Genomic DNA, 24,326 nt, shown 5'->3' with positions numbered 1-24,326 from the left:
CGCCCCGTCGGCGCACCCGCGTTGGGGTCAGTGCAGTGCCTTCCGCAGGGCCGGCAGCAGCTCCTTCGCCGACCACCGGACGAACTCGGGCTGGGTGTCGCCGCCCACCTGCACCAGCGCGATCTCCGTGAACCCGGCCTCGGCGTAGGGCCGTACGGCCTCGACGAAGTCGGCGGGATCGTCGCCGCACGGGATCGAGGAGGCCACGTCCTCGGGCCTGACGAACCGGGTGGCAGAGTCGAACGAATCCGGGTGCGGCAGCTCGGAGTTGACCTTCCATCCACCGCCGAACCAGCGGAACTGTTCGTGTGCGCGGCGGACGGCGGCCTCCCGGTCCCGGTCGTAGCAGACCGGCAGCTGCCCCACCCGGGGTTTGCCCTCGCCGCCGTGCCGGTCGAACGCCGTGAGCAGTTCCCGTTTCGGCTCGACGGCGATGACGAGGTCGGCGAGATGGCCGGCCAGGGCGCAGGACCGCTCCCCGGAGACGGCGATGCCGATCGGCGGCGGCTCGTCCGGCAGGTCCCACAGCCGCGCCGAGTCCACGCCGAAGTACGTGCCCCGGCGACTGACATGGCCTCCGCCGAACAGCTCGCGGATGATGCTGACCGCCTCTTCCAGCATCTCGTGCCGCACCTCGACGGACGGCCAACCCTCTCCCACCACGTGCTCGTTGAGATTCTCGCCGGCGCCGAGACCCAGCCGGAACCTGCCCTGCGACAGCAGTTGCACCGTCGCGGCCTTCTGGGCCACCACCGCTGGGTGGTAGCGGAACGTCGGGCAGGTCACGTACGTCATCAGCGGGATGCGTGAGGTGGCCTGCGCGGCGGCGCCCAGCACGCTCCATGCGTACGGCGCGTGCCCCTGGGACCGCAGCCAGGGGAAGTAGTGGTCCGAGGTCACGGAGAAGTCGAACCCCGCCTCCTCGGCCCGCACCACATGGTCGACGAGTTCGCGCGGGCCCGCCTGTTCGGTCATCATCGTATACCCGATTTGCACCATAAAGCGCGGGTTCCCCTTCGGGAAACGGGAAAACAGGCAGGGGGATCCGCCTGGGCCCGGCCGTGGACATTCCCCGGAGCGCGGCGGAAGGATGGTGCTTGCCGCGAGCCCCGGTCCCGATCGCCCGCCCGTATCGCCCCAGGAGGCCCACAGGATGAGCGCCCGTCCGCTGCCCGTCAGCACACCCGCCGAGCAAGGGGTGGACGCCCGCGGGATCCAGGCGTTCCTCGATGTGGTCGGGGCGGCACCGGACATCGAGCCGCACAGCCTCATGATCCTGCGCCACGGCCGTCTGGTCGCCTCCGGCTGGTGGGCGCCCTACAGCGCCGACCGCCTCCACCTGCTGTACTCGCTCAGCAAGAGCTTCACCTCGACGGCCGCCGGAGCGGCCGTCACCGAGGGACTGCTCGACCTCGACGCGCCCGTGCTGTCGTACTTCCCGGAGTTCGAGGCGGACATCACCGACCCGCGCAGCCGCGCCATGCTGGTCCGGCACGTCGCGTCCATGGCGAGCGGGCACCTCGCCGAGACCCAGGCCGAGGCGTTCGGGCTCGACCGGGCGGAACCCGTACGCGGCTTCCTGCTGATCCCTCCGGACCGCGACCCCGGCACGGTCTTCGCGTACAACCAGCCCACGACGTACACACTGGCCGCGCTCGTGCAGCGGCTGTCCGGCCAGTCGCTCAGCGAGTACCTGCGCCCGAGGATCCTGGACCCGCTCGGCATCGGCGAGGTCAGCTGGACCCAGCATCCGCGCGGCCGCGACCTCGGCTTCACCGGACTGCACGCCACCACGGACGCGATCGCCCGCCTCGGTCTGCTGTACCTCCAGGACGGCGTCTGGGAGGGCAGGCGCCTGCTGCCGTCCTCCTGGGTGGCCCAGGCGACCCGCCCGCACATCTCGAACGCCGACGGGACGGCCGAGGGCGCCGTGTCGGACTGGCAGCAGGGGTACGGCTTCCAGTTCTGGATGTCGCGGCACGGGTACCGCGGCGACGGGGCGTACGGCCAGTTCTGCGTCGTCCTGCCCGAGCACGACGCCGTGATCGCGACGACCGCGGCGACCATGGAGATGCAGAAACTGCTCGACGCGATGTGGCGTCATCTGCTGCCCGCGTTCGCATCGGGGCCCCTCGCGGACCGCGCCGACGACGACAAGGCACTCCAGGAGCGTCTCGACCGCCTCGCTCTGCCCGCGGTTCCCGCGCACTCCGGGCCCGTGGCGGACTCCGGCCGCTGGCAGGGCGCCCGCTTCACGCCCGGGGAGGGCCGTTCGGACCAGCCGACACTGACGGCGGCCGAGGTCACCGCGGCGGACGGTACCTGGACGGTGACCCTCGTGGAGGGCGACGAGCGTCTCGCGCTGCCGCTTCCAGGAGCCTCCTGGGCCGTACAGGAGGACCCCGTCCCCACCGCGGTGAGTGGTGGCTGGACCGATCCGGACACCCTTCGCCTGGACGTCCTGTTCCTGGAGACGCCGCACCGGCTGACGGTCACCTGTGCCCTGAACGACGGTACGTTCACGGCCCGCTGGCACACCACACCGCTGCACGGCGGCCCGTTGCGGCGCCAGCGGGCGCCCCGCACCGCTCGGAAGGGTGGCGCAACAGGCGGGTGACGAGGCGGGGTGCTCCTGCGGTCCAGGGCGTCCCGTCCAGGCCCCCGTCCAAGGCCTGGCGGTGCTCTCAGGAGGCCTTGCTCGGGGCCTTGCTGAACTGCTCGATGATGGCCTCGCAGAATGCGGGCAGGTCGGCGGGTGAGCGGCTGGTGGTGAACTGGCCGTCGATGACGACTTCCTCGTCGACGACCTCGGCCCCCGCGTTGCGCAGGTCGGTGCGGATGCTCGGCCAGGACGTCATGCGATGGCCGCGCACGGCGCCGGCCTCCACCAGGGTCCAGGGGCCGTGGCAGATCGCGGCGATCGGCTTCCCGCTGGCGGCGAAGGCCTTGACGAAGGCGACCGCGTCCTTGTTCATGCGCAGTTGGTCCGGGTTCATGGTGCCGCCCGGAAGGAGCAGGGCGTCGTAGTCGTCCTCGGAGGCGTCGGCCACGAGCCGGTCGACGGGCAGGGTGCCCGCCGCGTTGATGTCGAACTGTCTGGCCTGGATCTCACCGGGGTGGATCGAGATGATGTCGCTGGTGGCGCCGGCGCCGTAGAGGGCTCCGCGGGGTTCCTCCAGCTCCACGCGCTCCACACCGTCGGTGGCCAGGATCGCGACCCTCCGGTCACGCAGTGCCTGTGCCATGGTGGTTCCTGCCTTTCCGCTGAGCGATCGGCCGTATGGCGGGCGCGGCCGGCCGGACCCCTGCTCGGCCGCCGTCGGCCTGCTCTCCGGGGCGGACACAGCGAAGGACAGCGCCGGGCGGCCGGAGGGCGCGCGGCGAATCACCCCGTTCCGGCATGTGCGCCATGCCGCTGGTGGTGAGCATGCGAACGGCCGCACCCTCCCTACTTCTCCACCCTCCCACCCGCCTCAGGCGTGTCAACCGGAGCCCGCACTCCATGGCGGGGCGATGGCGTGCGGGCTCCGTGACAGGGGAGACGGGGAGACCGGCGGTCGGTCGGTGACCGACCCCGCACCCGGACGGCCGCTCCGCTAGCCCAGCGCCTGCGCCCAGTTGGCCGGCACCCGGCCCGCCGGCCCCGGCACCGGCTGGTCCTCGGGATGGCAGGCCGGGGGAGCGAGCTCGGGCCCCGACTCGTACAGCTGCGACGTGGTGTAGTCCCAGAACCAGCCCTCGCCCGGCTCGAAACTGCGGATCACCGGATGCCCGCTGGCGTGGAAATGGGCGGTGGCGTGCTTGGCCGGCGAGTCGTCGCAGCAGCCGATGTGCCCGCACTGCGCGCAGCGCCGCAGATGGAACCACCAGCCCCCCGCCTCGTCGCACTCGGCACAGCCGGTGCCGCTCGGCGGGACGGTGGGCTCAATGCCTTCGACTGACGTCATGACGCCTCCGGTGAGGTCTGGGAAACCCGCTGCGGCTCGATGTCCGGCTCGTCGGCATCGGACTCCGCGGCGGTCAGTGGCAGCCGCACCTGGAACCGCGTGTCGCCGGGCACGGACCGGACGTCCAGGCTGCCGTGGTGCTTGTTGACGACGATGCGCCAGGAGATGTCCAGGCCCAGTCCGGTGCCCTGGCCGACCGGCTTCGTGGTGAAGAAGGGGTCGAAGATGCGGTTGCGGATCTCCGGCGGCACGCCCGGGCCCGTGTCGCCGAACTCGACCAGCAGCCGGTCGCGGTCGAGAGCGGTCCGCACGGTCAGCGTGCCCTCGCCACCCCCGTCGTTCATGGCCGAGACCGCGTTGTCGATGAGGTTCGTCCACACCTGATTCAGCTCGCCGGGGTAGGCGGGAATCGGCGGCAGGCCGCGGTCGTACTCCTTGACGACGGTGATCCGCTTGCCGATCTTGCCGGAGAGCATCAGCAGGGTGCTGTCGAGGAGTTCGTGCACATCGGAGTTCTGGAACGGCGCCCGGTCCAGCTGCGAGTACTGCCTGGCCGCGTTGACGAGCGTGGAGACCCGGGTGGTCGAGTCCTCGATCTCGTTCATCAGCAACTCGGTCTCGACCGTGTAGTTGAGCCAGCGGATCGCGCCTTCCAGGGTCTGCTCGTCGACGGCCGCCGCCACCTGGTCGAGCCAGTCGGTGTCGAGCCCGGCCTGTACGAAGTTCGGAGCGATCTGCCAGGCGCCCTGGATGCCGTGGTCGTCGAGCCAGTCGCCGAGTTCGTCCTCGCGGTCGGACGCATCCAGGGGGCTGACCGGAACGGCCTTCGCGACCTGTTCCGCGGTCCTCTCCTGGATGTCGACCAGCGTCCGCAGCGTCTCAGGCTCGTACCGGCCCGCGGCGATCATGCCCAGCTTGTGCCGCATCCCGGCGACGCGCTCGCGCAGCGCCGCTGTCGCGCTCACGGCCGCGGCGGCCGGGTTGTTGAGCTCGTGGGTGAGGCCCGCCGACAGCGAGCCGAGGGCCAGCAGCCGCTCGCGCTGATTGATGACCTGCTGCGTGTTCTTGGAGCCGAAGAACAGCCCCTCCAGCAGATGCACCGCCATCGGGAACCAGTCCCGCATGATCGCGGCGAAGGTCGAGGCGGGCAGGACGAAGAATCGCGAGGGTTCGGTGACCCGCATCGAGCCGTTGTACGTCGCCCCCCGCGCCCAGTCGCCGAGATACGCCTGGAAGGCGCCCGCGTACACGCCGCGCTGCGACGTCCGGGAGATCTCCACGTCGTCGGCGCCGACCCGGCGCGAGAGCACCACGGTGCCCTCCATCAGGACGAAGAAGCACGTGGCGGGATCCCCCTCGGTGTACACCGGACCGGGGTCGAACAGTTCCACCCGCCCCTCGAGGCACAGCCGCGCCAGCTGGTCGTCTGTCAGCTTCTCGAACAGGAAGAGCGTCCTCAGCTCACTCTTGTCGCAGGACATCGGCCGGCTGCTCACGACCGCTCCCCGAACTGTGGGTTCATGACTGCTCCAGATACCGGTGGACGAGCATCACGGCCATGGCTCCCTCGCCGACCGCGGAGGCGACCCGCTTGGCGGACTCGGCGCGGGCGTCGCCCGCCACGAAGACGCCGGGGACATTGGTCTCCAGGTGATAGGGGGGCCGCTCCAGTTCCCAGCCGGGCGGTGGCTGCCCGTCGCAGGTCATGTCGGGACCGGTGGGGATGAAACCGTGCTCGTCCCGCAGCACGGTCCCCTCCAGCCAGTCGGTCAGCGGGGCCGCCCCGATGAACACGAACAGCCACTGCGCGTCGACGAGTTCGATGACTCCCGTCGCCATGTCCCGCAGCGTCAGCTGCTCCAGGTGCTCGGTGCCGTGCGCGGCGTCCACGACGGTGCGCGTGCGCACGTTGATGTTCGACGTCTCGGCGATCTGCTGGACCAGGTAGTGCGACATCGACGCGGACAGTGACTCGCCCCGCACGATCAGGGTGACCGACTTGGCGCCCCGGGACAGGTACATCGCCGCCTGGCCCGCGGAGTTGGCGCCGCCGACGACGTACACGTCGTACCCCGAGCAGGCCGGTGCCTCCGTCAGCGCCGAACCGTAGAAGACCCCGCACCCGGTCAGCTCCTCGAGACCGGGCGCCCGGAGCTGCCGGTACGACACTCCGGTCGCCAGGATCACGGTGTGCGCGGCGATCGCCGAACCGTCGGAGAAGCGCACGATGCGCGCCGCCCCGTTGATCTCGAGTGCGGACACCTCGCGTGCGGTGAGGATCTCGGCGCCGAACTTCTTCGCCTGGCGGCGCGCCCGGGTCGTCAGCTGAGCGCCCGACACGCCGTCCGGGAAGCCGAGGTAGTTCTCGATCCGGGAACTCTGCCCGGCCTGCCCGCCGGTCGCCGACCGCTCCACGAGCAGGGTCCGCAGCCCTTCCGACGCCCCGTAGACGGCGGCCCCGAGCCCGGCGGGCCCGCCGCCGATGACGACGAGGTCGTAGAAGTCCGAGGTCGGTGTCGTCGCGAGCCCCACATGTCCCGCGAGCTCCGCGTCCTCCGGCTCGATCAGCGGCGTGCCGTCCGGGGTGACGACGAGCGGAAGCCGCACCCCGTCCTGGCCGGCGGCCGCCAGCAGCCGCTGTCCCTCAGGCGTGTCGACCGAGTACCAGTGGTACGGCACCTGGTTGCGGGCGAGGAACTCCCGGACCTCCGACGATCTGGCCGACCAGCGGTGCCCCACCACCTTGGTGGTGGGGACCGACTTGTAGTCGGAGGCCCGCCATGCCTCCAGCAGGTCGTCCAGGACCGGGTACAGCTTCTCCTCCGGCGGATCCCATGGCTTGAGGAGGTAGTGGTCGAGATCGATGACGTTGATCGCGTCGATGGCGGCGCTGGTGTCCGCGTAGGCGGTCAGCAGTACCCGGCGCGCCCCCGGGTAGACGTCCAGGGCCTGTTCCAGGAACTCGATGCCGTTCATCTCGGGCATCCGATAGTCGGCCACGATGACCGCCACCAGTTCACCGCGCAGCTTGAGTTCCCGCAGTGCCTCCAGCGCGCTCCGGCCGGATTCGGCACGCACGATGCGGTACGACTCGCCGTACCGTCGGCGCAGGTCGCGTGCCACGGCGCGGGACACCCCCGGGTCGTCGTCCACGGTCAGGATGACGGTCCGTGCCGCTGCGGCGGCCGCTTGTGACATCAGGTCTCCCACCCCAGTCAGTCGGCGTCCCGCCCATCGTATGTTCGATCGTCCGGTTTCGCTCCGGAACCCGGTGACCGTCCGGATCGGTAACGTGTGACCGCCGATCATGGACCCGGATCAGGAACAGGGAGGCAGCCCTATGACCCGCCCCATCACCGTGGGAGTGGACGGATCACCGGAGAGCGAGGCCGCGGCGGCCTGGGCGGGGCGTGAGGCGGTGCGCCGGGGCCTGCCACTGCGGATCGTGCACGCCTGGCAGTGGCGGCCGTACGAAGTGGCCCCGGCCGCCGACCGGGACGCCCAGGCGGGATGGGCGCGGGAGATGGTGGACGGGGCCCGGCGAGCCGTCGCGGAGCGCCATCCGGAGCTGCCCGTGACCGCCGAGGCCCTGGAAGGGGCGCCCGCCGGGACGCTGGCCGCCGAGGCGGACGCCGCCGAGCTGCTCGTCCTGGGTTCGCGGGGCCACGGGGCGGTCGTGGGGTTCCTGCTCGGCTCGGTGGGCCAGCAGGTCATCGCCGAGTCCGCCCGGCCGGTGGTGCTCGTACGGTCGGACGACCGGCCCGGCGCGGAGGCGGCGGGACGCGAGGTCGTCGTCGGACAGCACGGGGGGCCCGACGACAGCGCGCCCACGCTCGGATTCGCGTTCGCCACCGCCGCGGCGCGGGGTGCCGCCGTGCGGGTCGTGAGGGCCTGGAGCCTGCCGCCCGTGTTCGCCTACAGCCCCGGCTCGATGAAGCTGCTCGACGAGGCCGGCGGGATGGAGCCGTACGAGCGGAAGGCGCTCGACGAGGCGCTGCGGCCCTGGCGGGACCGCTATCCGCAGGTGCCGGTGACCGAGCACGTTGAGATGGGCAGCGCGGGCCAGGTACTGCTCGACGCGGCCGCCCACGCCCAGCTGGTCGTGGTCGGGCGGCACGCCTCCCGGCCGGTGGGCCCGCGCATCGGATCCGTGGCGCACGCGCTGCTGCACCACGCGCCCTGCCCGGTGGCGGTCGTGCCGCCCGCCTGACCGCGGACGTGCCCCGTCTCCCCGGCCCGCCGCGGCCGGGGAGACATCTTCAGCGAGGTTCCGGGCGCCGGCTGACGACTCCGCCGGCGCCCGGTGACCGGGACGGTCCCCTCCGGCCTACGACGCGCTGCCCTTGCCCCGCAGAGTGCGGTCCAGGAGTGCCAGCAGCTCCGTCCAGTGGCGTTCCGTCGCCTCGGCGTCGTACGCCGCGGTGTCGGCCTGGGTGTAGCCGTGGTGCGCGCCCGGGTAGACCTCGCTGCGGTGGCGCACGCCCGCCTCCGTGAGCACCTTGTCGAGCAGCTCGATCTGCTCGGGGGGCATCGAGGAGTCCTGGTCGGCGTGGCCGAAGTAGACCTCCGCGGTGACGCGGTCGGCCACCAGGTGGGGGCTGTCGGGGGTGTCGGTCGCCAGACGCCCGCCGTGGAACCCGGCGATCGCGGCGACCCGCTCGGGGTACGCGCCGGCGGTGCGCAGGGCCAGCCTGGCGCCCATGCAGTAGCCGGTGATGCCGATCGGCCCGTCGGCGGCCTGGGGGAGGTCGGCGAGCCGGCGCAGATAGGCGTCGGCGTCGCGTTCCACCGCTTCGGGCGTCAGGGCCTGCATGAGCGGCATGATCTGCTGGAACAGCTCGGGGCGCGCGGACGGGTCGATGAAGTCCGGCAGGTCGACCACGGGAGCCCGGCCGCGCCGGTAGAAGACATTGGGCACGAGGACGGTGTAGCCGTGCTCGGCGAGGTGGTCGGCCATCCGCTTCAGGGACGGCCGCAGCCCGAAGGCATCCATGTAGAGCAGGACCGCGGGGTGGGGGCTGTCGTCGTCGGGGTGGACCAGGTAGGCATCGGCCGTGCCGTCCTGGGTGGGGATGTCCAGGGACGTCCCACGGATGGAGGTCATGTGCTGTACTCCTGCCTTTCGACATCCGGCCGGTGGCGGGGCGGCCGGGCCTTGGAGCGCCATCATCGCAACGCCGCCTGTGAGCCCTTCGCCTGGGGATCGTCATCGAGGACGCACGGCTCAGGGTGCGGGCCCGCCGGGTGTTCACGCGGACGGCGGTACGGGCCGCTCCTGCTCCCCGGGATCGGCGAGCTTCTCCCGGCCCGGCCGGGCGGTGCTGGTCGGCGCGCCGTCGGACACCCGGCCGCCGGGCCGCTCGCCGTCGGCACCGTGGTCGCCGCCGACCTCGTAGGGCGGCCGGTGGTGCCGTGTCGCCAGCAGGAGTGCGATGTCGTCCGGTCGGTCGAGGGTGCGCCGGGCCCGTTCCATGAGCCGGTCCGCGATGTCCGTCAGGCTGGGCCTGCCGACGCTGTCCATGCCTTCCCCCGCGCGGGCGAGCACCGCGCGCAGGACGTCGACGCCCTCGTCGATGTCGGTGCCGGGCCGCTCGACCAGCCCGTCGGTGTACAGCGCGAGGACGGCATCGGGTTCCAGTGACAGATGCGTCACCGGATAGCGGGCCTGCGGATCCACCCCGAGCACCAGTCCGCCGGGCAGGTCCAGGACCTCGGTCAGACCGTCGGGATGGCGCAGCAGGGGCTGTGTGTGCCCGGCCCGTACGGCCCGCGCGTATCCCGTGTCCGGGTCCAGCCGGATGTAGCAGCAGCTGGCGAACTGGCCCGGATCCAGGTCGATGAGCAGCCGGTTGGTGCTGCTCATCACCTGGTGCGGGGCGTGGTCGCCGAGGGCGAACGCCCGGACCGCGCTGCGCAGTTGGCCCATCGTGGCGGCCGCCTGTACTCCGTGTCCCTGTACGTCGCCGATGACCAGGGCGAGTCCGTCGCCGGCCTCGACGACGTCGTACCAGTCGCCGCCCACGTCCATGCCCTGTGTGCCGGCCAGATAGCAGCCGGCGGTCTCCACCAGCGGATGGTCGGACAGCCGGTGCGGCAGCAGGGCCTCCTGCAGACCACGGGCGAGGGCGGCCTCGGAGTCGTAGCGCTGGGCGCGCTCCAAGGCCTGGGCGATCAGACCCGCGAGCGCGGTGAGCACGGTGCGCTCCCCGGCGCTGAAGGTGCGCGGCCGTTCGAAGCCGAGGACGCACGAGCCGACCGGCCGGCCGGAGGCGATCAGCGGCAGGAAGGCCCGTGAGCCCGACTCGGTGTCCAGCGAGAGGCCCGGATAGGCGGCCTCGACCTGCTGCATCGACTCGAAGAACAGAGGGCGTCCGGTGGTGAGCGTCTCGACGCTCGGCAGCTTGGCGTCCAGGCCGACGCCTTCGAACTGGGCGAGGTACCCCGGCGGAAAGCCGGTCTCCCAGGCCACGTACAGATGCCGCTCCTGCAGCAGATAGATCGCCAGCCGGCGCCCGCCGAACGCGGGCAGCAGCTCCCGCATCACCACCTCGGACACCTGACGTGCCGTCATGGCCTCGGACAGTGCGATCGCCAGGACGATGGGGCGGTACACCGGGGCCGAGGGGTCCGGTGTACCGAGCACTCCCGTGGCCGAGGCCGGCGACTCGCCCAGTGAGGGCGCCTCCACGGTGTGCCCGAGCGGCACCACCCGGCAGCTCACGACATCCGGGCCGGGATGGGCCGAGACGGTGAGCCAGTCGCCTTCGCCCTCGTTCTCGGACTCCGTCGTGGGACGCCGGACCTGGAAGTGCACCGGTTCCGGCGAGATGAGAGCCGCGCGCAGATAGTCCTCGTAGGCGGGCTGTTCGAGCCAGGGGACGGCCTCCCACAGGGGCCGGCCGACGAGCTCCGCCTGCGTCCGGCCCAGCAGTTCGGCGGCACGCGGGTTGACGTAGGTGATCAGTCCCAGCCGGTCGAACGCGAACACGCCGTCCGGGAGGAGGTCCGTTGCCTCCTCCGCCGCAGGTCCGGGGCCCGGGTCGACGACGAGGCCGCCCACCCTGTGCTCCCGTCCCGTCGATGCCTCGGGCCAGAACTCCAGCATGCGCCGGCTGCCGTTCGCGGCCCGGACCCGCAGCGGACGCACGGGCGGGGAGCCGGCGGCCGAGTCGCGCAGTGCGCACAGCACCCGGCACGCGTCATCGGGGGAGATGGCCGCGGCCAGGGTCTCGGGCGAACGGGCGATGTCCTCCTTGGTACCGCCCGTCAGCTCCCAGAAGACGTTGTCGGCGGTCACCGTGGCGTCGGCGGGGTCCCAGACGAAGTGCCCGATCGACCCCTGTGACGGCCCGCTCACCGGTGGCCGTACGCACAGCGGCTCGCGGTCCCAGATCACGGGATCCCCTCCGGCCTCCAGGGCACCCAGGGCGTCGCCCAGACGATCCGCCACCGCGGTCAGCCGGGCCCGTTCGGGCAGCGCCTCGGAGACGTCCGAGGCCGGAGGCCGCAGCACCGTCAGCACGCCGTACCTGGTCGTACCGTCCGACACGGGCATGCAGACCGAGCCGAACCGGAACGGCAGCCCCGCAGCCAGTTGCGGGTAGCGCCGCATGGTCTCCGTGGAGTCGGTGAGCACGACCGGGTTGCCGTGCCGGTAGGCGTCCGCGACCGGGAACTGGCGCTCCGTGTGCAGCCGCCACCATGGCCGGAACAGCGGGCCCGGAAGGCCGGTGAGTACGGCCAGGCGCAGTACCGCGGGCGTGCCGGAGCGCAGGTACACGCCGCCCGCGAAGCCGCCGACGGCGTGGATCGCGTCCGCCACGGCGCCGGTCAGCACGGCGGTCGGCGTCCCGGGTGCGCTCTGCGCGCGCTCGGCGCTGCCTTGCATCGGTCTGCCCTCGTCCCGGGCCGTCGGGTGGGTATCACAGCAAGAATGCGCCGTATCGGCCCGGATGCGCATCCGGACAGGTCAGTGCGGAGGCAGCGACCACCGCACCGGGTGAATCAAGCGGCGTGGCGGACCAGGCCGCCGCCGCTGACAGGGCGGACGTGGGTCAGGCGGGTGTTCCGTGCCGGGCCCCGCAGGTCCCGCCCCGCTCGGCTCGGAAGCCGGCCAGGAGACCGCCGGGCCGTCTCCGGCTCACCGCGCGCGCCGGAACACGTCGTCGGATTCGTCCCAGGTCGCATGCTCGTCCAGCCTGCGCTCGCGCGGGATGCGGGACGCGGACTGGTACATCGCCTCGATCTCCCCCGCGTACCGGCGCGCGATGACGTCCCTGCGCAGCTTCATCGACGGCGTCAGCAGCCCGTTGGACACGTCGAACAGCTCCGGCAGCACCCGGAAGACCCGGATGGACTCCGATCGCGACACCGTGGTGTTGGCCGCGGCGACGGCGCGGGCCACCTCCTGCCGCAGCGCGTTCTCCTCCCGGGCCTCGCGTCCGGGCGCGTCCCCCTGCGCGAACAGGGTGCGCCGCCAGTGCGCCAGGAACTCAGGGTCAAGGGTGATCAGAGCGCCCACGCAGGGCCGGTTGTCACCCACGACCACCGCCTGGTGGATGAGCGGATGCATCCGCAGCCGCTCCTCGAGGGCCGCCGGGGAGACGCTCTTGGCACCGCTCGTGACGATGGTGTCCTTCTTGCGGCCCGTGATCGACAGATAGCCCTCGGGGTCGAGGTGCCCGAGGTCGCCCGTGGCCAGCCAGCCCTCGCGCAGTGCCGAGTGCGTGCCCAGGTCGTCGTTGACGTACCCCTGGAAGACCGAGGGGCCGCGTACCAGGATCTCCCCGTCCGGGGCCATCCGTACCTCGACGCCCGGCAGGGGGCGCCCCACGGTGCCCCACTTCTCCCGCCCGACCGGCTGCGCGGTGATTCCCCCGCTCGTCTCGGTGAGGCCGTAGCCGTCGTGCACGGAGATCCCGATCCCCGCGTAGAACAGGGTGAGTTCCCGGTTCAGCGACGATCCGCCGGACACGGCGCCGCACACCCGCCCGCCGAGTGCGGCGCGCACCTTGCGGTACACCGCCTTGTCGTACAGCGCGTGCTGGAGCTTGAGGTCGAGGCCGGGACCGTGCCCGGTGCCCAGCCGGTGCCGCTCGACCGCCAGGGCGTAGTCCTGAGCCGTGCGCACCGCCTTCTCGAACAGGGCGCCCCGCCCCGCCTGCTGGGCCGTGCGGAGGAACGTCTTGAAGAGTCTTTCGAAGACGAACGGGACGGCGTACAGGTACGTCGGGCGGAAGCTCAGCAGCGATGCGGCCAGGGTGTCCGCGCGCAGGTCCGGTTCATGGGCCATGAGCAGGCCGCCGCGCAGGCACATCCCCTGGATCATCAGCCCGTAGACATGGGAGAAGGGCAGGAAGGCGAGGACGGCGGGCTGCTCCCCGGGCGGTGCCCCGGTGTGCCCCCAGCCGGCCAGCAGTGTGTCGCAGGGGCTCGCCAGATTGCGGTGGCTGAGCGCGCAGCCACGGGCGTGTCCGGTCGTACCCGAGGTGTAGGCGACGACCGCGGTCGAGTCCGGCAGCACGATACGGCGCAGCGAGTCGATGGTCGTGGCCGGCACCGGTCGGCCGCGCTCCACCAGCGTCGCCAGCGCGCCGGCGTCCAACTGCCACACGTGGCGCAGCAGGGGCAGCGAGGCGCACACCGACCCGACGGTCATCACCCCGTGCTCGTCCTCGACGACGACGGCGACGCAGCCGGAGTCCCGCAGGATCCACTCGACCTGCTCGTGCGAGGACGTCGGATAGACCGGCACGACCTCGGCGCCGACCGCCCACAGGGCGCAGCTGAGCAAGGTCCACTCGTAGCGGGTGCGGGCCATGACGGCCACGCGGTGGCCGGGGCGGATGCCCGAGGCGACGAGTCCCTTGGCCAGATCGACCACTTCGTCGCGCAGTTCGCCTGCCGTCATGGTGTTCCATGTGCCGTCGCCCCGCTCGGACCGGCGGGCGATCATCGGCAGGCCGGAGTCGCGGTTCGCCGTGTCGAAGACGCTGTCGGCGAGCCCTCCGGTCATCGCGGGCCATCCCGCCGTGTCCGGGGCGATCGCCCGGGCGTTTCCCATGTCGCGCATGCGCCGCCCCCGAGCCTCTCCTGCGACGTCGCCGATGGATACGGGATCGGCGGGCACGAATGTAGCCCAGCCGGTGACCGAGCGTGCAGGAAATGGACAAGCAATTCTCACGAATTGGCAACAGCGGGTTCCGGACAATCAGTTGGGGTGCCGGCGGTCGTTCGTCTCCCGTGGTCCGCGTGCCGTGCCCCGTGTCACCAGCGGCCCGGTTCCGTGCCGGTCACAGGCGCCGAGGGCGTGCCGTCCGGTCCCACCGGGACGTCTCCGGCGAGCATCACCCGGTGCATGATCCGGGACTGTCCGGGCGTGACGAGGTCGCTCGGGGCCAGGTGGATGGTGGCCCGGTTGTCCCAGAAGGCGACACTGCCCGGTTCCCAGCGGAAGCGGACCGTGTACTCCGATCGCGTGGCCTGCTCCAGGAGCATCTGCAGGATGTGCGCGCTCTCGGCGCGCGAGAGGCCGGCGATCTGCTCGACGTAGTAGCCGTTGACGAACAGCACGCGTTCGCCCGTCTCGGGGTGCACCCGGACCAGCGGGTGCTCAGCGGCGACCTGGTGGTCCAGGAGATGACGCAGGTAGGCGTCGTCGCCGGGCCGCGCCTGGTACCCGACGCCCAGCCGGTGCTCGGCGCGCCGTCCGTCCACGAACGTCCGTACCGGCTGCGATAGGCCCGCGTACGCCGCGGCCAGATTGGACCACTGGGTGTCCCCGCCGTACGGCGGCACGGTCTCGGCCCGCAGGATGGTCGCGGCGGGTGGGTCGACGCGGGCGCCGTGGTCGCAGTGCCAGCCCCGCAGGAGCGAGTACCGCCGGCGCCGCAGCCACTCCTCGTGGTCCATGCCGTAGCGCCCGCCCAGCTCCAGCCGGTCGGCCGTCGTCTCGATCTCGGGGAAGCCCGGCGGGGAGACACTTCCGCGTTTGCCGAGGACGACGGGTTCGCCGAATCGCCGTGCGAACGCGATGTGCGCGGCGTGGTCCAGTTCCTGGCCCCGGAAGAACACCACCTTCCAGCGCAGCACCGCCGACCGGATCGCGGCCACCGTCGCGTCGTCCAGGCCGGCGGCGAGGTCGACCCCGATGATCTCCGCGCCGATGTGGCCGGCGACGGGCCTCACCTCGACCTCGGTACCGCTGTCCGTCGTCATACCGGCTCCGTCCGTCGTGGGTCCGTCCGCCGTGCGTGCGGACTCCCTGAGGGCAAGCATCGTCCGCCTGCTGCCGGTGCGAAAGATCGCATGGGCAGCAGGCGGGCGGCCGGAGAGCTCCCTGGCGCCGGTGCTTCTGCCTTCTCGTTGCCTCTCCATGACCGGATGACTACATGTTTGTAGTCATTATGGTTCGCGCGAGTAAGGCATGCCTTGGCTAACCTGCACGTCCATCGGCGGGGGCTGCCGGGGAGGGTCGTATGTGGGATGACGCGTTTCCGAGCTTTCTCATCGGACTGAGGGAAGGGCTCGAAGGCGGACTGATCGTCTCCATCCTCGTGGCGACCCTCGTACGGGCGGGCGCCAGATCCCGGCTTCCGCAGGTGTGGACGGGCGTGCTCGCCGCGATCGCGCTCGCCATGAGCTTCGGCGCGGTGCTGACCTTCACCGCCGCCTCGCTGTCCGCCACCGCTCAGGAGGCGTTCGGCGGCATCCTCAGCGTGATCGCCGTGGCGTTCGTCACCGCGATGGTGTTCTGGATGCGCCGCTCGGCGCGCAGCCTGTCCGGAGAGATCAAGGACAAGGTCACCGGCGCGCTCGCCACCGGCGCGGGCATGCTGATCGTCACCTCGTTCCTCGCGGTGGGCCGCGAGGGCCTGGAGACCGCCCTGTTCCTGTGGACGACGGCCCGCGCGGCCGGCGAGTCCGCGGGGCCCCTGACCGGCGCCGGCATCGGCCTCGTGCTCGCGACCGGCCTGTGCTGGGGCCTGTACCGCAGGGTCCTGAAGATCAATCTGACGAAGTTCTTCACCGCGACCGGTGCCGTCCTGATCGTGATCGCCGCCGGGGTGCTCGGCTACGGACTGCGGGATCTGCAGGAGGGCGGTGTCCTGTCCGGCAGGACCGCGTATGCCGTCGACCTCAGCGGCAGCGTCGACGCCGGGTCCTGGTACAGCACCCTCGTCCAGGGCGTGCTCAACCTGACGCCCACGATGACATGGCTTCAGGTCGTGGGCTACGCCGCCTACCTCGCCGTGGTCATGACGCTGTTCGTGCGCGGCCTGCGGGCCACCCGCAGCCCAGCGGCCAAGGACGAGCCCGCCCCGAAGGCATCGCAGTCGCGGCCGGCCCGCGCGCGCAGCCGCCCGGTCTGGGTGGTCCCCGTCGCCGTCGTCGCCGTACCGGCCGTCGTCGCCGGGCTGGTCGTGGCTCTCGGCGGCGCCAAGCCCGCCGGTGCCCAGACCGTGGCCGTGTCCGAGACCGACTGCGGCAAGGGATTCACCGCGCCCAGGACGGGCCGCCAGACCTTCCAGATGCACAACACCGGCGACAAGACCTCCGAGGTGTACCTCGTCGACCCGGCCACCGACGCCGTCTACGGCGAGATCGAGGGCCTGGCCCCCGGTACCACCCGCGACCTGGTCGCCACCGTCTCCGGCGGCTCCTACGCCTGGCGTTGTGTGCCCACGGGCGGCAAGGCCGTCACCTCCCGGGCGGTCCGCGTCACCGGCGGCAGCGGCGCCAAGCCCGTCGCCCCCGTCTCCGAGAGCGACCTCGCCGGACCCCTGAAGGCGTACAAGGCGTATGTCGAACAGGGCCTGACGACCCTGGTCACCCAGACCCGGAAACTCGGTGACGACATCGCGGGCGGCCACCTGGACGACGCCCGTACGGACTGGCTCACCGCCCACCGGACCTATGCCTCGCTGGGTGCCGCCTACGGCACGTTCGAGGACTTCGACCAGAAGATCAACGGCCGGCCCGACGGTCTGCCGGGCGGCGTCGACGACAAGGACTTCACCGGCTTCCACCGCGTCGAGTACGGGCTGTGGCACGGACAGCCCGCCGACGCGCTGAAGGCTCCCGCCGCCCAGCTCGCCGACGCGGTCACCGGTCTGCAGAAGGCTTTCCCCACCCAGGACTTCGACCCCGGTGACCTGCCCCTGCGCACCCACGAGATCCTCGAGAACACCCTTCAGTTCGAGCTGACGGGCGACGCCGACCAGGGCAGCGGCACCGAACTGGCCACCGCGGACGCGAACCTGGCTGGCACACGGGAGCTGCTCACCGTCCTCCAGCCCCTCCTCACCACCCGGGCTCCGCAGTTGCGCAGCACCGTCGACACGGACATCGCCCGGCTGCAGCAGCTGCTCGACGCCGCCCACCAGGGCGGCACCTGGACCCCCGTGGCGCGGCTCGACGAGACCACCCGGGCCCGCCTCGACGGAGCCACCGGACAGCTCCTCGAGGACCTCGCACCCGTTCCGGACCTCCTTGAGATCCGGAAGTCCGCGTGATGACCGCACAGCGCGCCGAGAACGCGCGCACCGAAGGGAATCCCATGCCGTCCGTCGAAACGTCCGCCGCCCAGGGCGGTTGCCCCGCCGGCCACGGCCGCCGCTCGTTCGTGAAGACGGCACTGGGTGCCGGAGCCGCGGGCGCGGCCCTGGCCGGCGGCGGCTTCGCCCTCAGCCAGACCGGCGCCACCGAGGCCCGGGCAGCACACCGCCGACGCCGTGAAGGTCGCTTTCCACGGCATCCACCAGGCAGGCATCATCGCCCCCGCACCGGCGGCGGCGACCTTCGTCTCCTTCCACGTGATAGCCGAGGGACGCGAGGAACTCGCCGCACTGTTTCAAGACCATCACCGAGCGGGCCCGCTTCCTCACCTCCGGCGGTACCCCCGCGGACCTGGGCGTCGGCGCCCCGCCCGCCGACAACGGCATCCTCGGCCCCGAGGTGCCCGCCGACGGACTCACCGTCACGGTCGGCGTCGGCGCCTCCCTCTTCGACGACCGCTACGGCCTCGCCGCGGTCAAGCCGCGCCTGCTCACCCCGATGCGCACGTTCCCCAACGACAACCTCCAGGCCGCCGAGTGCCACGGCGACCTGTCGTTGCAGATCTGCGCAGCCCGCCAGGACACCGTGCTGCACGTGCTGCGCGACATCACGCGGCACACCCAGGGCGCGATGCAGATCAAGTGGCGCATCGACGGCTTCCAGAACACGCCCCGCCCGACCGGGGCCCAGCGCAATCTGCTCGGCTTCAAGGACGGTATCGCCAACCCCGACGTGACCTCGGCCCGTGAGACGAACCGGCTGATCTGGGTCGGTGAGGGGCAGGGCGAGCCCGCCTGGACGACGGGTGGCAGCTACCAGGTCATCCGGATCATCCGCATGCTCGTCGAGTTCTGGGACCGGGTCTCGCTGACCGAACAGGAGAAGATGTTCGGCCGCCGCAAGGACACCGGCGCCCCGCTGGACGGCGCCAAGGAGACCGACATCCCGCACTACGCCAAGGATCCGCAGGGCACGGCGATCCCGCTCGACGCCCACATCCGCCTCGCCAACCCCCGCACGGCCGGCACGGACAACTCGCGCATCCTGCGCCGGGGCTACAACTACGACCGGGGCGTCGACAACGTCGGGAACCTCGACATGGGGCTCGTGTTCTGCTGCTACCAGCAGGATGTGCAACGCCAGTTCGAGGCCACCCAGACCCGGCTGATCGACGAGCCCCTCGTCGACTACGTATCGCCGACCGGGGGCCGCTACTTCTTCGCCCTGCCCGGTGTGAAGGACGCCTCGGACTGGCTGGGGCGCGGGCTGCTCGCCGTGTGGGACCGGGCCGCCGCCGACCGGCCACGGCCCGGGCGCCGCTGACGGTCTCCCTCCGTCAGCGGGCGTTCAGCCGGCCGGCCGCCAGCCCAGCGCCGGGCCGAGGGCGGTGGCGATGTCCGTGAGGATCTGCACGTAGTCCTCGTGCTCGAAGGTGAACGGCAGCGCGAACGCCACCTCGTCGACCTCGCGGAACGCGGCGTGCGCGTGGAGCTGCTCGGCGATCTGCCCGGACGGGCCGACGAGGTCGGGCGCGAACATCATCCGCGCCGGGCCCTGCGGCGACGCGGTACGCGGCATCCGCTGCGCCGCGTACGCCTCGTACTTGGCGCGCTGTCCGGACGAGGCGCTGTCCGTGGGGATGACGACGAGCCCCTGCGAGACGCGGGCGCGCTCACCGTCGGGGTGGTGGGCGCGGAACCTGCGGATGTGCGAGAGCTGAACCTCGGCGAAGTCCTCCGACTCCTCCGCCTTCACCACACTGCTGGTCAGCAGGTTCATCCCGTGTTCGCCCGCCCATTGCGCCGAACGCAGGCTGCCTCCGCCGTACCACATACGCCGGCCCAGGCCGGGGGAGTGCGGCTGCACCCGCTGTGAGAACACCTCGAAGCCCTCGACCCCGCTGAAGTCGGTGGCCGGCTTTCCGCGCACGAAGTCCAGCAGCCGCTGGACGCGGTCGTAGCCGAAGTCCTCCGCATCGGCCGTGTGGGGATAGAGCGCCTGCTTCAGATGGTCGTAGTGCATCGGCGGGCCGACGCTGATCCCGGGGTTGAGCCGGCCCCCGGAGAGGACGTCTACGGTCGCCAGGTCCTCGGCCAGCCGCAGCGGGTTCTCCCAGCCCAACGGGATGACCGCCGTGCCCAGTTCGATCCGGCTCGTGCGCTGGGACGCGGCGGCGAGCACCGCGACGGGCGAGGAGATGCCGTACTGCAGATGTCGGTGGCGCACCCATGCGCTGTCGAAGCCGAGCCGCTCACCGAGTTCGATGATCTCCAGCGTCGACTCGTGCCCGCGGCGCGGATCCGCCTCGTCGAACAGGCCGATGGTCAGGAAGCCCAGTTTCTGCAGCGGTTTCGAGGTCGGGGGCACGGGGCTCCTCCAGGATCAGTGGCGTGTCTGCCGTACGCCGGTTCTGTGTTCGATTCTCGCAGGTGATCATTGCGCGCGTGTGAAGGGAGAGCGGTGCCGTGCGGGCCGTGGCGGCGGACGTGAAACGGGAGGGGCCTGGGAAGGCTCCCGGGGCGCGCCGCGCACCGAGTCACCCGACCCTGGAGGACGCATGCATGTGATGTTCCGAAGAGCGCTGACGGGAGCCGCCGCCACGGCCCTGGGCGTGGCCGGCCTGTCCGGCACGGCCGGAGCCACCCCACCGGGTCCCGGTGTGACCGGCGTCGTCCTCGCCCAGAGGACCGTCGGCGGAACGGACTACATCCTGCGCGAGATAACCGTCCCGGCCGGGCAGAGCACCGGCTGGCACTACCACGACGGCCCCCTGTACGGATACGTCAAGCAGGGCACCCTCAGCCACTTCGACTCCACCTGCGCCTCCGACGGCGTCTACCGGGCCGGGAGCACGATCACCGAGCCGAGCGGTCCCGGCCACGTCCACATCGGCCGGAACCTCGGCACCACCCCCGTCGTCCTGGACGTGCTCTATGCGCTGCCGCACGGCGCGCCGTTCTCCGAGGACGCGCCGAATCCCGGCTGCGACTTCCAGTAGGCCGGGCATCCGCCCCCGGTCGGCCGGAGGGTGAGGGCATCCCGTCCCGGGCACCGTACGGGGCGGGATGCCCTGGACCTGCCGCACCTGCCGCACCTGCCGCACCTGCCGCACCCGCCGTCGGCGGGCGCCGTCCGCGTCTCCCTGAGGCTGACTGCCCGTCAGGGCTGCTGAGCGCGTTCCCCGTTGCACCGATTGGTGGCCCGGATCGGCCGTACGGGATTTCGAGCGCCAGCCGGTGCGGCGCAGGGTGCAGGCGTCACCCCGGCTCAGGCGTCCCGTCGTTTCAGTGCCACCGCGGCACACACCAGCGCCGCCAGCGCGTAGAGGCAGAACACCGCGAATCCCGTCCACGGTGCCGCTGTGTGCGGCTGCTGCTGGACGTGGATGAGGCTCTGCCCGGCGGTGCTCGGCAGATAGGGGTTGATCGTGTCGTACCAGGACGACGGCAGTGCCTGGGCGAGCACCGGCAGCACCAGCAGCAGGGCGAAGACGGCGGTGATGCCGCCCGCGGTGCTGCGGAGCAGCGCGCCCAGCGCCACACCGATCAGGCCCACGACCGTCAGATACAGACCGGTGCCGAGGACCCCGCGCAGCACGCCGGGACTGCTCAGCGAGGTCTGGAGATGATGGCCGGCCAGGGCGGTCTGGCCGAGCAGGAACGCCGCCAGTGCGGCGCACGTCATCAACAGCCAAGCGACTGCGGCGTATACCAGGGCCTTCGCCCACAGCACCGGAAGCCGGCGCGGCACCGCGGACAGCGAGGCCCGGATCATTCCGCTGGCGTACTCGCCGCTGACGACCAGTACGCCGAGCACGCCGATGGCCAGTTGGGCGAGGTAGAGGCCGCGCAGACTCACCATCGTCGGATCGAAGACGAGCCGTTCCTCCGGTGGCAGACGGTCCCAGCGCGCGGCGGTGAAGTAACTGAACAGGAAGCCCAGGCCGATCATCGCGACGACGGCCGCGAGCAGGGCGAACACCGTGGACCGCAGGGAGCACAACTTGATCCACTCGGAGCGGATCACCCGCAGCTGAGTGACATGGCCCCGCTCCGCGGCGGGGATCGGCGATGCCGTCGTCATGCCGCCAGTCCTCCGCCGCCCGCGCCGATGAGTTGTGGCGCGGGTGCCTGGTACTCCACTGCGTCCCGCGTCAGTTCCATGAAGGCGTCCTCCAACGACGCCTGCTGCGGCGTCAGTTCGGCCAGCGCGATGCCGTGCTCGGCCGCGATCCGCCCGATGCGCTCACTGCCGAGGCCGGTCACCTCCAGCACGCCAGGCTCCTGCGGGGCGATCGACACGTCCGGACCTGCCAGCAGTCCGGACAGCTTCTCCGCCTTGTCGGTACGCACCCGCACCACGTCCTTCGCGGCCCGCGCGACGAACTCCACCACCGAGGTGTCCGCGATCAGCCGCCCGCGCCCGATCACGATGAGGTGTTCGGCGGTCTGCGCCATCTCCGACATCAGATGGGAGGAGACGAGTACCGTGCGGCCCTCGGCGGCCAGTCCCTTGAGCAGGTTGCGGATCCACAGGATGCCCTCCGGGTCCAGGCCGTTGACGGGCTCGTCGAGGATCACCGTCGCCGGGTCGCCGAGCAGTGCGCCGGCGATACCGAGCCGCTGGCCCATTCCCAGGGAGAAGCCGCCGACCCGTTTCTTCGCCACCGCACGCAGTCCGACCAGGTCGATCACCTCGTTCACCCGGCGTTTGGAGATGCCGTGGGTCGCGGCGAGTGCCAGCAGATGGTGGTACGCGCTGCGCCCGGTGTGGACGGAGCGTGCCTCCAGCATCGCGCCCACCTCGTGCAGCGGCGCCCTGTGCCGGGCATAGCTGCGGCCGTTGACGACGGCCCGGCCCGAGGTGGGCGCGTCCAGCCCCAGCAGCATGCGCATCGTGGTGGACTTCCCGGCCCCGTTGGGCCCGAGGAACCCGGTCACGATGCCGGGGCGCACGGTGAACCCGAGGCCGTCGACGGCGGTGCGTGCTCCGTAGCGCTTGGTCAGGGAGTGGGCCTCAATCATGACCTCCACCCTCGTACGCACCCGCCTCCCTGTCGCGCGGGACTGCTCCGCACGGAGGGCGCGCGGCCCAACCGCACCCTTCTTGCGGCACCTTCGCGGCGCGTGCGAGCGCGGACGTTCTGGTGCCGTAGTCCCTCATTTTCCGTGCTGTCCGCGGGCGCCCGGGACCGGTTCGAGGAGAACGGGCACTGGTCTGTACCAAAGTCTTGACAGTCCCTTAGTTCACTTCTTAAATCGCGGTCTGAAGTAACCACTTCGCTGTCTCCCCCCACATCGAGAAAGGGAGATTCATGCGCTCCCCGACCGCCGCTCGCGCCGCCCTCGCGGTGTCTCTGCTCGCCCTGTCCGCCACCGCGCTCAGCGCGTCCCCCGCTGCCGCCGCCACCGGTGCCATCACCGGTCTCGCGGGCAAGTGCCTCGACGTCGCCGGCGCCAACTCCGCCGACGGCACCCCCGTACAGCTCTACGACTGCAACGGCACCGCCGCCCAGCAATGGACGGTCGGCACCGACGGCACCATCCGCGCACTCGGCAAGTGCCTTGACGTGACCGGCAAATCGACCGCCAACGGGGCCCGCATCCAGTTGTGGTCGTGTACCGGCGGAACCAACCAGAAGTGGACCGTGACCGCCGCGCACGACATCGTCAACCCGCAGGCCGACAAGTGCCTCGATGTCGTGGACAACAACTCGGCCAACGGCACCCCGACCCAGATCTGGAGCTGCACCGGCGGCGCCAACCAGAAGTGGACGGCGCCCTCGTCCGGCGGCACGAATCCCGCCGCCCCGATGGCCGTGGCCCCCTACCTCTACAACGGCTGGGGCGACCCGCCGAGCCCGACCACCATCACCAACGCGACCGGCGTCAAGTGGTTCACGCTGGCCTTCGTGCTCAGCAACGGCTACTGCAACGCGCAGTGGGACGGCGGCCGTCCGCTCACCGGCGGCGTCGACCAGCAGACCGTCAACACGGTCCGGGCGAACGGCGGCGATGTGATCCCGTCCTTCGGCGGCTACAGCGGCAACAAGCTGGAGAGCTCATGCTCCAGCGCGGGTGAGCTCGCGTCCGCGTACCAGAAGGTGATCAACGCCTACAGCCTGAAGGCGATCGACATCGACATCGAGGCCGACGCGTACAGCAACGCGACCGTGCAGCAGCGCACGGTCGACGCGCTGAAGACCGTGAAGGCGAACAACCCGGGCCTGAAGGTGTACGTCACCATCGGCACCGACCAGAGCGGCCCTGACACAAGCCTGATCAACCGGGCCGCCGCGTCGGGCCTCACCGTGGACAGCTGGACCATCATGCCGTTCGACTTCGGCGGCGCCGGTCAGAACATGGGCACGCTCACCCTGCGGGCCGCCGAAGGCCTCAAGACGGCGGTGAAGAACGCGTACGGCTACAGCGACGACCAGGCCTACCGTGACATGGGCATCTCGTCGATGAACGGCATCACCGACCAGAACGAGACCGTCACCGTCGCCGACTTCCGCACCATCCTCGGCTACGCGCAGCAGCACCACCTGGCACGGCTGACCTTCTGGTCCGCCAACCGCGACCGTCCCTGCACCGGAGGCCCGGCCGACAGCTGCTCCGGAGTGAGCCAGCAGGCCTGGGACTACACGCGCGTCTTCTCCTCCTACACCGGCTGATCGAACCGGCATCCGTCCAGGCCGGGACCGACCGCGGCGGGCCATCGAACTCCCCGACGAACGTTGCGAACCTGGTCAGCTTGCCTGACCTGCCCCCGGGGGGAACCGCCGGGCAGGGCATCCTGCTCGGCGGGCCGCCGCCCGGC

Annotated in this window: 17 protein-coding genes and 1 pseudogene; 6 read left to right on the top strand and 12 right to left on the bottom strand. The window is 71.5% G+C overall.

All coding sequences use genetic code 11. The features are described 5' to 3' along the window. Window positions 1–27 precede the first annotated feature (27 nt). Window positions 28–999, bottom strand: a complete 972-nt coding sequence (locus tag ABZ904_RS20915; RefSeq protein WP_361824948.1) for an LLM class F420-dependent oxidoreductase — start codon at window positions 997–999, stop codon at window positions 28–30. A 154-nt stretch (window positions 1,000–1,153) separates the two neighbouring features. On the opposite strand from ABZ904_RS20915, the gene ABZ904_RS20910 reads away from it, so the two are divergent. Next, window positions 1,154–2,617 carry a serine hydrolase domain-containing protein gene (locus ABZ904_RS20910; RefSeq protein WP_361824947.1) on the top strand — a complete coding sequence of 488 codons (1,464 nt, stop codon included), beginning with the start codon at window positions 1,154–1,156 and terminating at the stop codon, window positions 2,615–2,617. Window positions 2,618–2,684: 67 nt separating this feature from the next. Here the strand turns inward: ABZ904_RS20910 and ABZ904_RS20905 are convergent, their stop codons facing one another. The 4 genes from ABZ904_RS20905 to ABZ904_RS20890 all read right to left on the bottom strand — a co-directional run bounded on the left by ABZ904_RS20905 (window position 2,685) and on the right by ABZ904_RS20890 (window position 7,145). Continuing rightward, window positions 2,685–3,245 carry a type 1 glutamine amidotransferase domain-containing protein gene (locus ABZ904_RS20905; RefSeq protein WP_359397631.1) on the bottom strand — a complete coding sequence of 187 codons (561 nt, stop codon included), beginning with the start codon at window positions 3,243–3,245 and terminating at the stop codon, window positions 2,685–2,687. 351 nt (window positions 3,246–3,596) lie between these two features. Continuing rightward, window positions 3,597–3,947, bottom strand: a complete 351-nt coding sequence (locus ABZ904_RS20900) for a UBP-type zinc finger domain-containing protein (protein WP_359397633.1) — start codon at window positions 3,945–3,947, stop codon at window positions 3,597–3,599. Next, complete coding sequence (locus ABZ904_RS20895) at window positions 3,944–5,443, bottom strand: ATP-binding protein (protein WP_361824944.1); 1,500 nt, start codon at window positions 5,441–5,443, stop codon at window positions 3,944–3,946. The genes ABZ904_RS20900 and ABZ904_RS20895 overlap by 4 nt, the downstream gene beginning before the upstream one ends. Before the next feature lie 22 nt (window positions 5,444–5,465). After that, on the bottom strand, window positions 5,466–7,145 hold the full coding sequence (locus tag ABZ904_RS20890; RefSeq protein ID WP_359397639.1) for an FAD-dependent oxidoreductase: 1,680 nt from the start codon (window positions 7,143–7,145) through the stop codon (window positions 5,466–5,468). A 142-nt stretch (window positions 7,146–7,287) separates the two neighbouring features. Between ABZ904_RS20890 and ABZ904_RS20885 the strand changes: the two genes are divergently transcribed. Then, on the top strand, window positions 7,288–8,157 hold the full coding sequence (locus ABZ904_RS20885) for a universal stress protein (RefSeq protein WP_361824942.1): 870 nt from the start codon (window positions 7,288–7,290) through the stop codon (window positions 8,155–8,157). 117 nt (window positions 8,158–8,274) lie between these two features. On the opposite strand, the gene ABZ904_RS20880 is transcribed toward ABZ904_RS20885, so the two are convergent. The 4 genes from ABZ904_RS20880 to ABZ904_RS20865 form a co-directional block, all read right to left on the bottom strand. Continuing rightward, window positions 8,275–9,051, bottom strand: a complete 777-nt coding sequence (locus tag ABZ904_RS20880) for a dienelactone hydrolase family protein (protein ID WP_359397644.1) — start codon at window positions 9,049–9,051, stop codon at window positions 8,275–8,277. Window positions 9,052–9,195: 144 nt separating this feature from the next. Beyond that, complete coding sequence (locus ABZ904_RS20875; protein ID WP_361824940.1) at window positions 9,196–11,835, bottom strand: SpoIIE family protein phosphatase; 2,640 nt, start codon at window positions 11,833–11,835, stop codon at window positions 9,196–9,198. A 252-nt stretch (window positions 11,836–12,087) separates the two neighbouring features. Then, on the bottom strand, window positions 12,088–14,019 hold the full coding sequence (locus tag ABZ904_RS20870) for an AMP-dependent synthetase/ligase (RefSeq protein ID WP_361824938.1): 1,932 nt from the start codon (window positions 14,017–14,019) through the stop codon (window positions 12,088–12,090). Between the two features lie 194 nt (window positions 14,020–14,213). Then, a complete protein-coding gene (locus ABZ904_RS20865; protein ID WP_360998875.1) occupies window positions 14,214–15,164 on the bottom strand; it encodes a TauD/TfdA family dioxygenase in 951 nt (316 codons plus the stop codon). A gap of 260 nt (window positions 15,165–15,424) precedes the next feature. On the opposite strand from ABZ904_RS20865, the gene efeU reads away from it, so the two are divergent. Continuing rightward, complete coding sequence (efeU, locus tag ABZ904_RS20860) at window positions 15,425–17,461, top strand: iron uptake transporter permease EfeU (RefSeq protein WP_360998873.1); 2,037 nt, start codon at window positions 15,425–15,427, stop codon at window positions 17,459–17,461. Window positions 17,462–17,505: 44 nt separating this feature from the next. Then, window positions 17,506–18,827, top strand: a pseudogene (gene efeB, locus ABZ904_RS20855) (iron uptake transporter deferrochelatase/peroxidase subunit). 24 nt (window positions 18,828–18,851) lie between these two features. Here efeB and ABZ904_RS20850 read toward each other — a convergent pair. After that, window positions 18,852–19,871: an LLM class flavin-dependent oxidoreductase gene (locus tag ABZ904_RS20850; protein WP_360998871.1), complete on the bottom strand. Its 1,020-nt coding sequence runs from the start codon at window positions 19,869–19,871 to the stop codon at window positions 18,852–18,854. Between the two features lie 190 nt (window positions 19,872–20,061). Here ABZ904_RS20850 and ABZ904_RS20845 point away from each other — a divergent pair, with 190 nt between their 5' ends. Beyond that, window positions 20,062–20,502: a cupin domain-containing protein gene (locus tag ABZ904_RS20845; RefSeq protein ID WP_360998869.1), complete on the top strand. Its 441-nt coding sequence runs from the start codon at window positions 20,062–20,064 to the stop codon at window positions 20,500–20,502. A gap of 269 nt (window positions 20,503–20,771) precedes the next feature. Here the strand turns inward: ABZ904_RS20845 and ABZ904_RS20840 are convergent, their stop codons facing one another. Together ABZ904_RS20840 and ABZ904_RS20835 are read right to left on the bottom strand one after the other, a co-directional pair. Beyond that, window positions 20,772–21,587: an ABC transporter permease subunit gene (locus tag ABZ904_RS20840; RefSeq protein WP_361824936.1), complete on the bottom strand. Its 816-nt coding sequence runs from the start codon at window positions 21,585–21,587 to the stop codon at window positions 20,772–20,774. Continuing rightward, window positions 21,584–22,528, bottom strand: coding sequence for an ATP-binding cassette domain-containing protein (locus ABZ904_RS20835; protein WP_359397659.1), 945 nt, complete (start codon window positions 22,526–22,528; stop codon window positions 21,584–21,586). Before ABZ904_RS20835 ends, ABZ904_RS20840 begins: the two co-directional genes overlap by 4 nt. A gap of 290 nt (window positions 22,529–22,818) precedes the next feature. Here ABZ904_RS20835 and ABZ904_RS20830 point away from each other — a divergent pair, with 290 nt between their 5' ends. After that, entirely contained in the window at window positions 22,819–24,180 is a 1,362-nt protein-coding gene (locus ABZ904_RS20830; protein ID WP_359397660.1) for a lectin, read from the top strand. Window positions 24,181–24,326: the final 146 nt, after the last annotated feature.

This window comes from Streptomyces sp. NPDC046900, from assembly GCF_040644975.1.
Lineage (GTDB): Bacteria > Actinomycetota > Actinomycetes > Streptomycetales > Streptomycetaceae > Streptomyces.
Note: the sequence above shows the minus strand (reverse complement) of the source record. Positions and strands in the feature narration are given on the sequence as shown.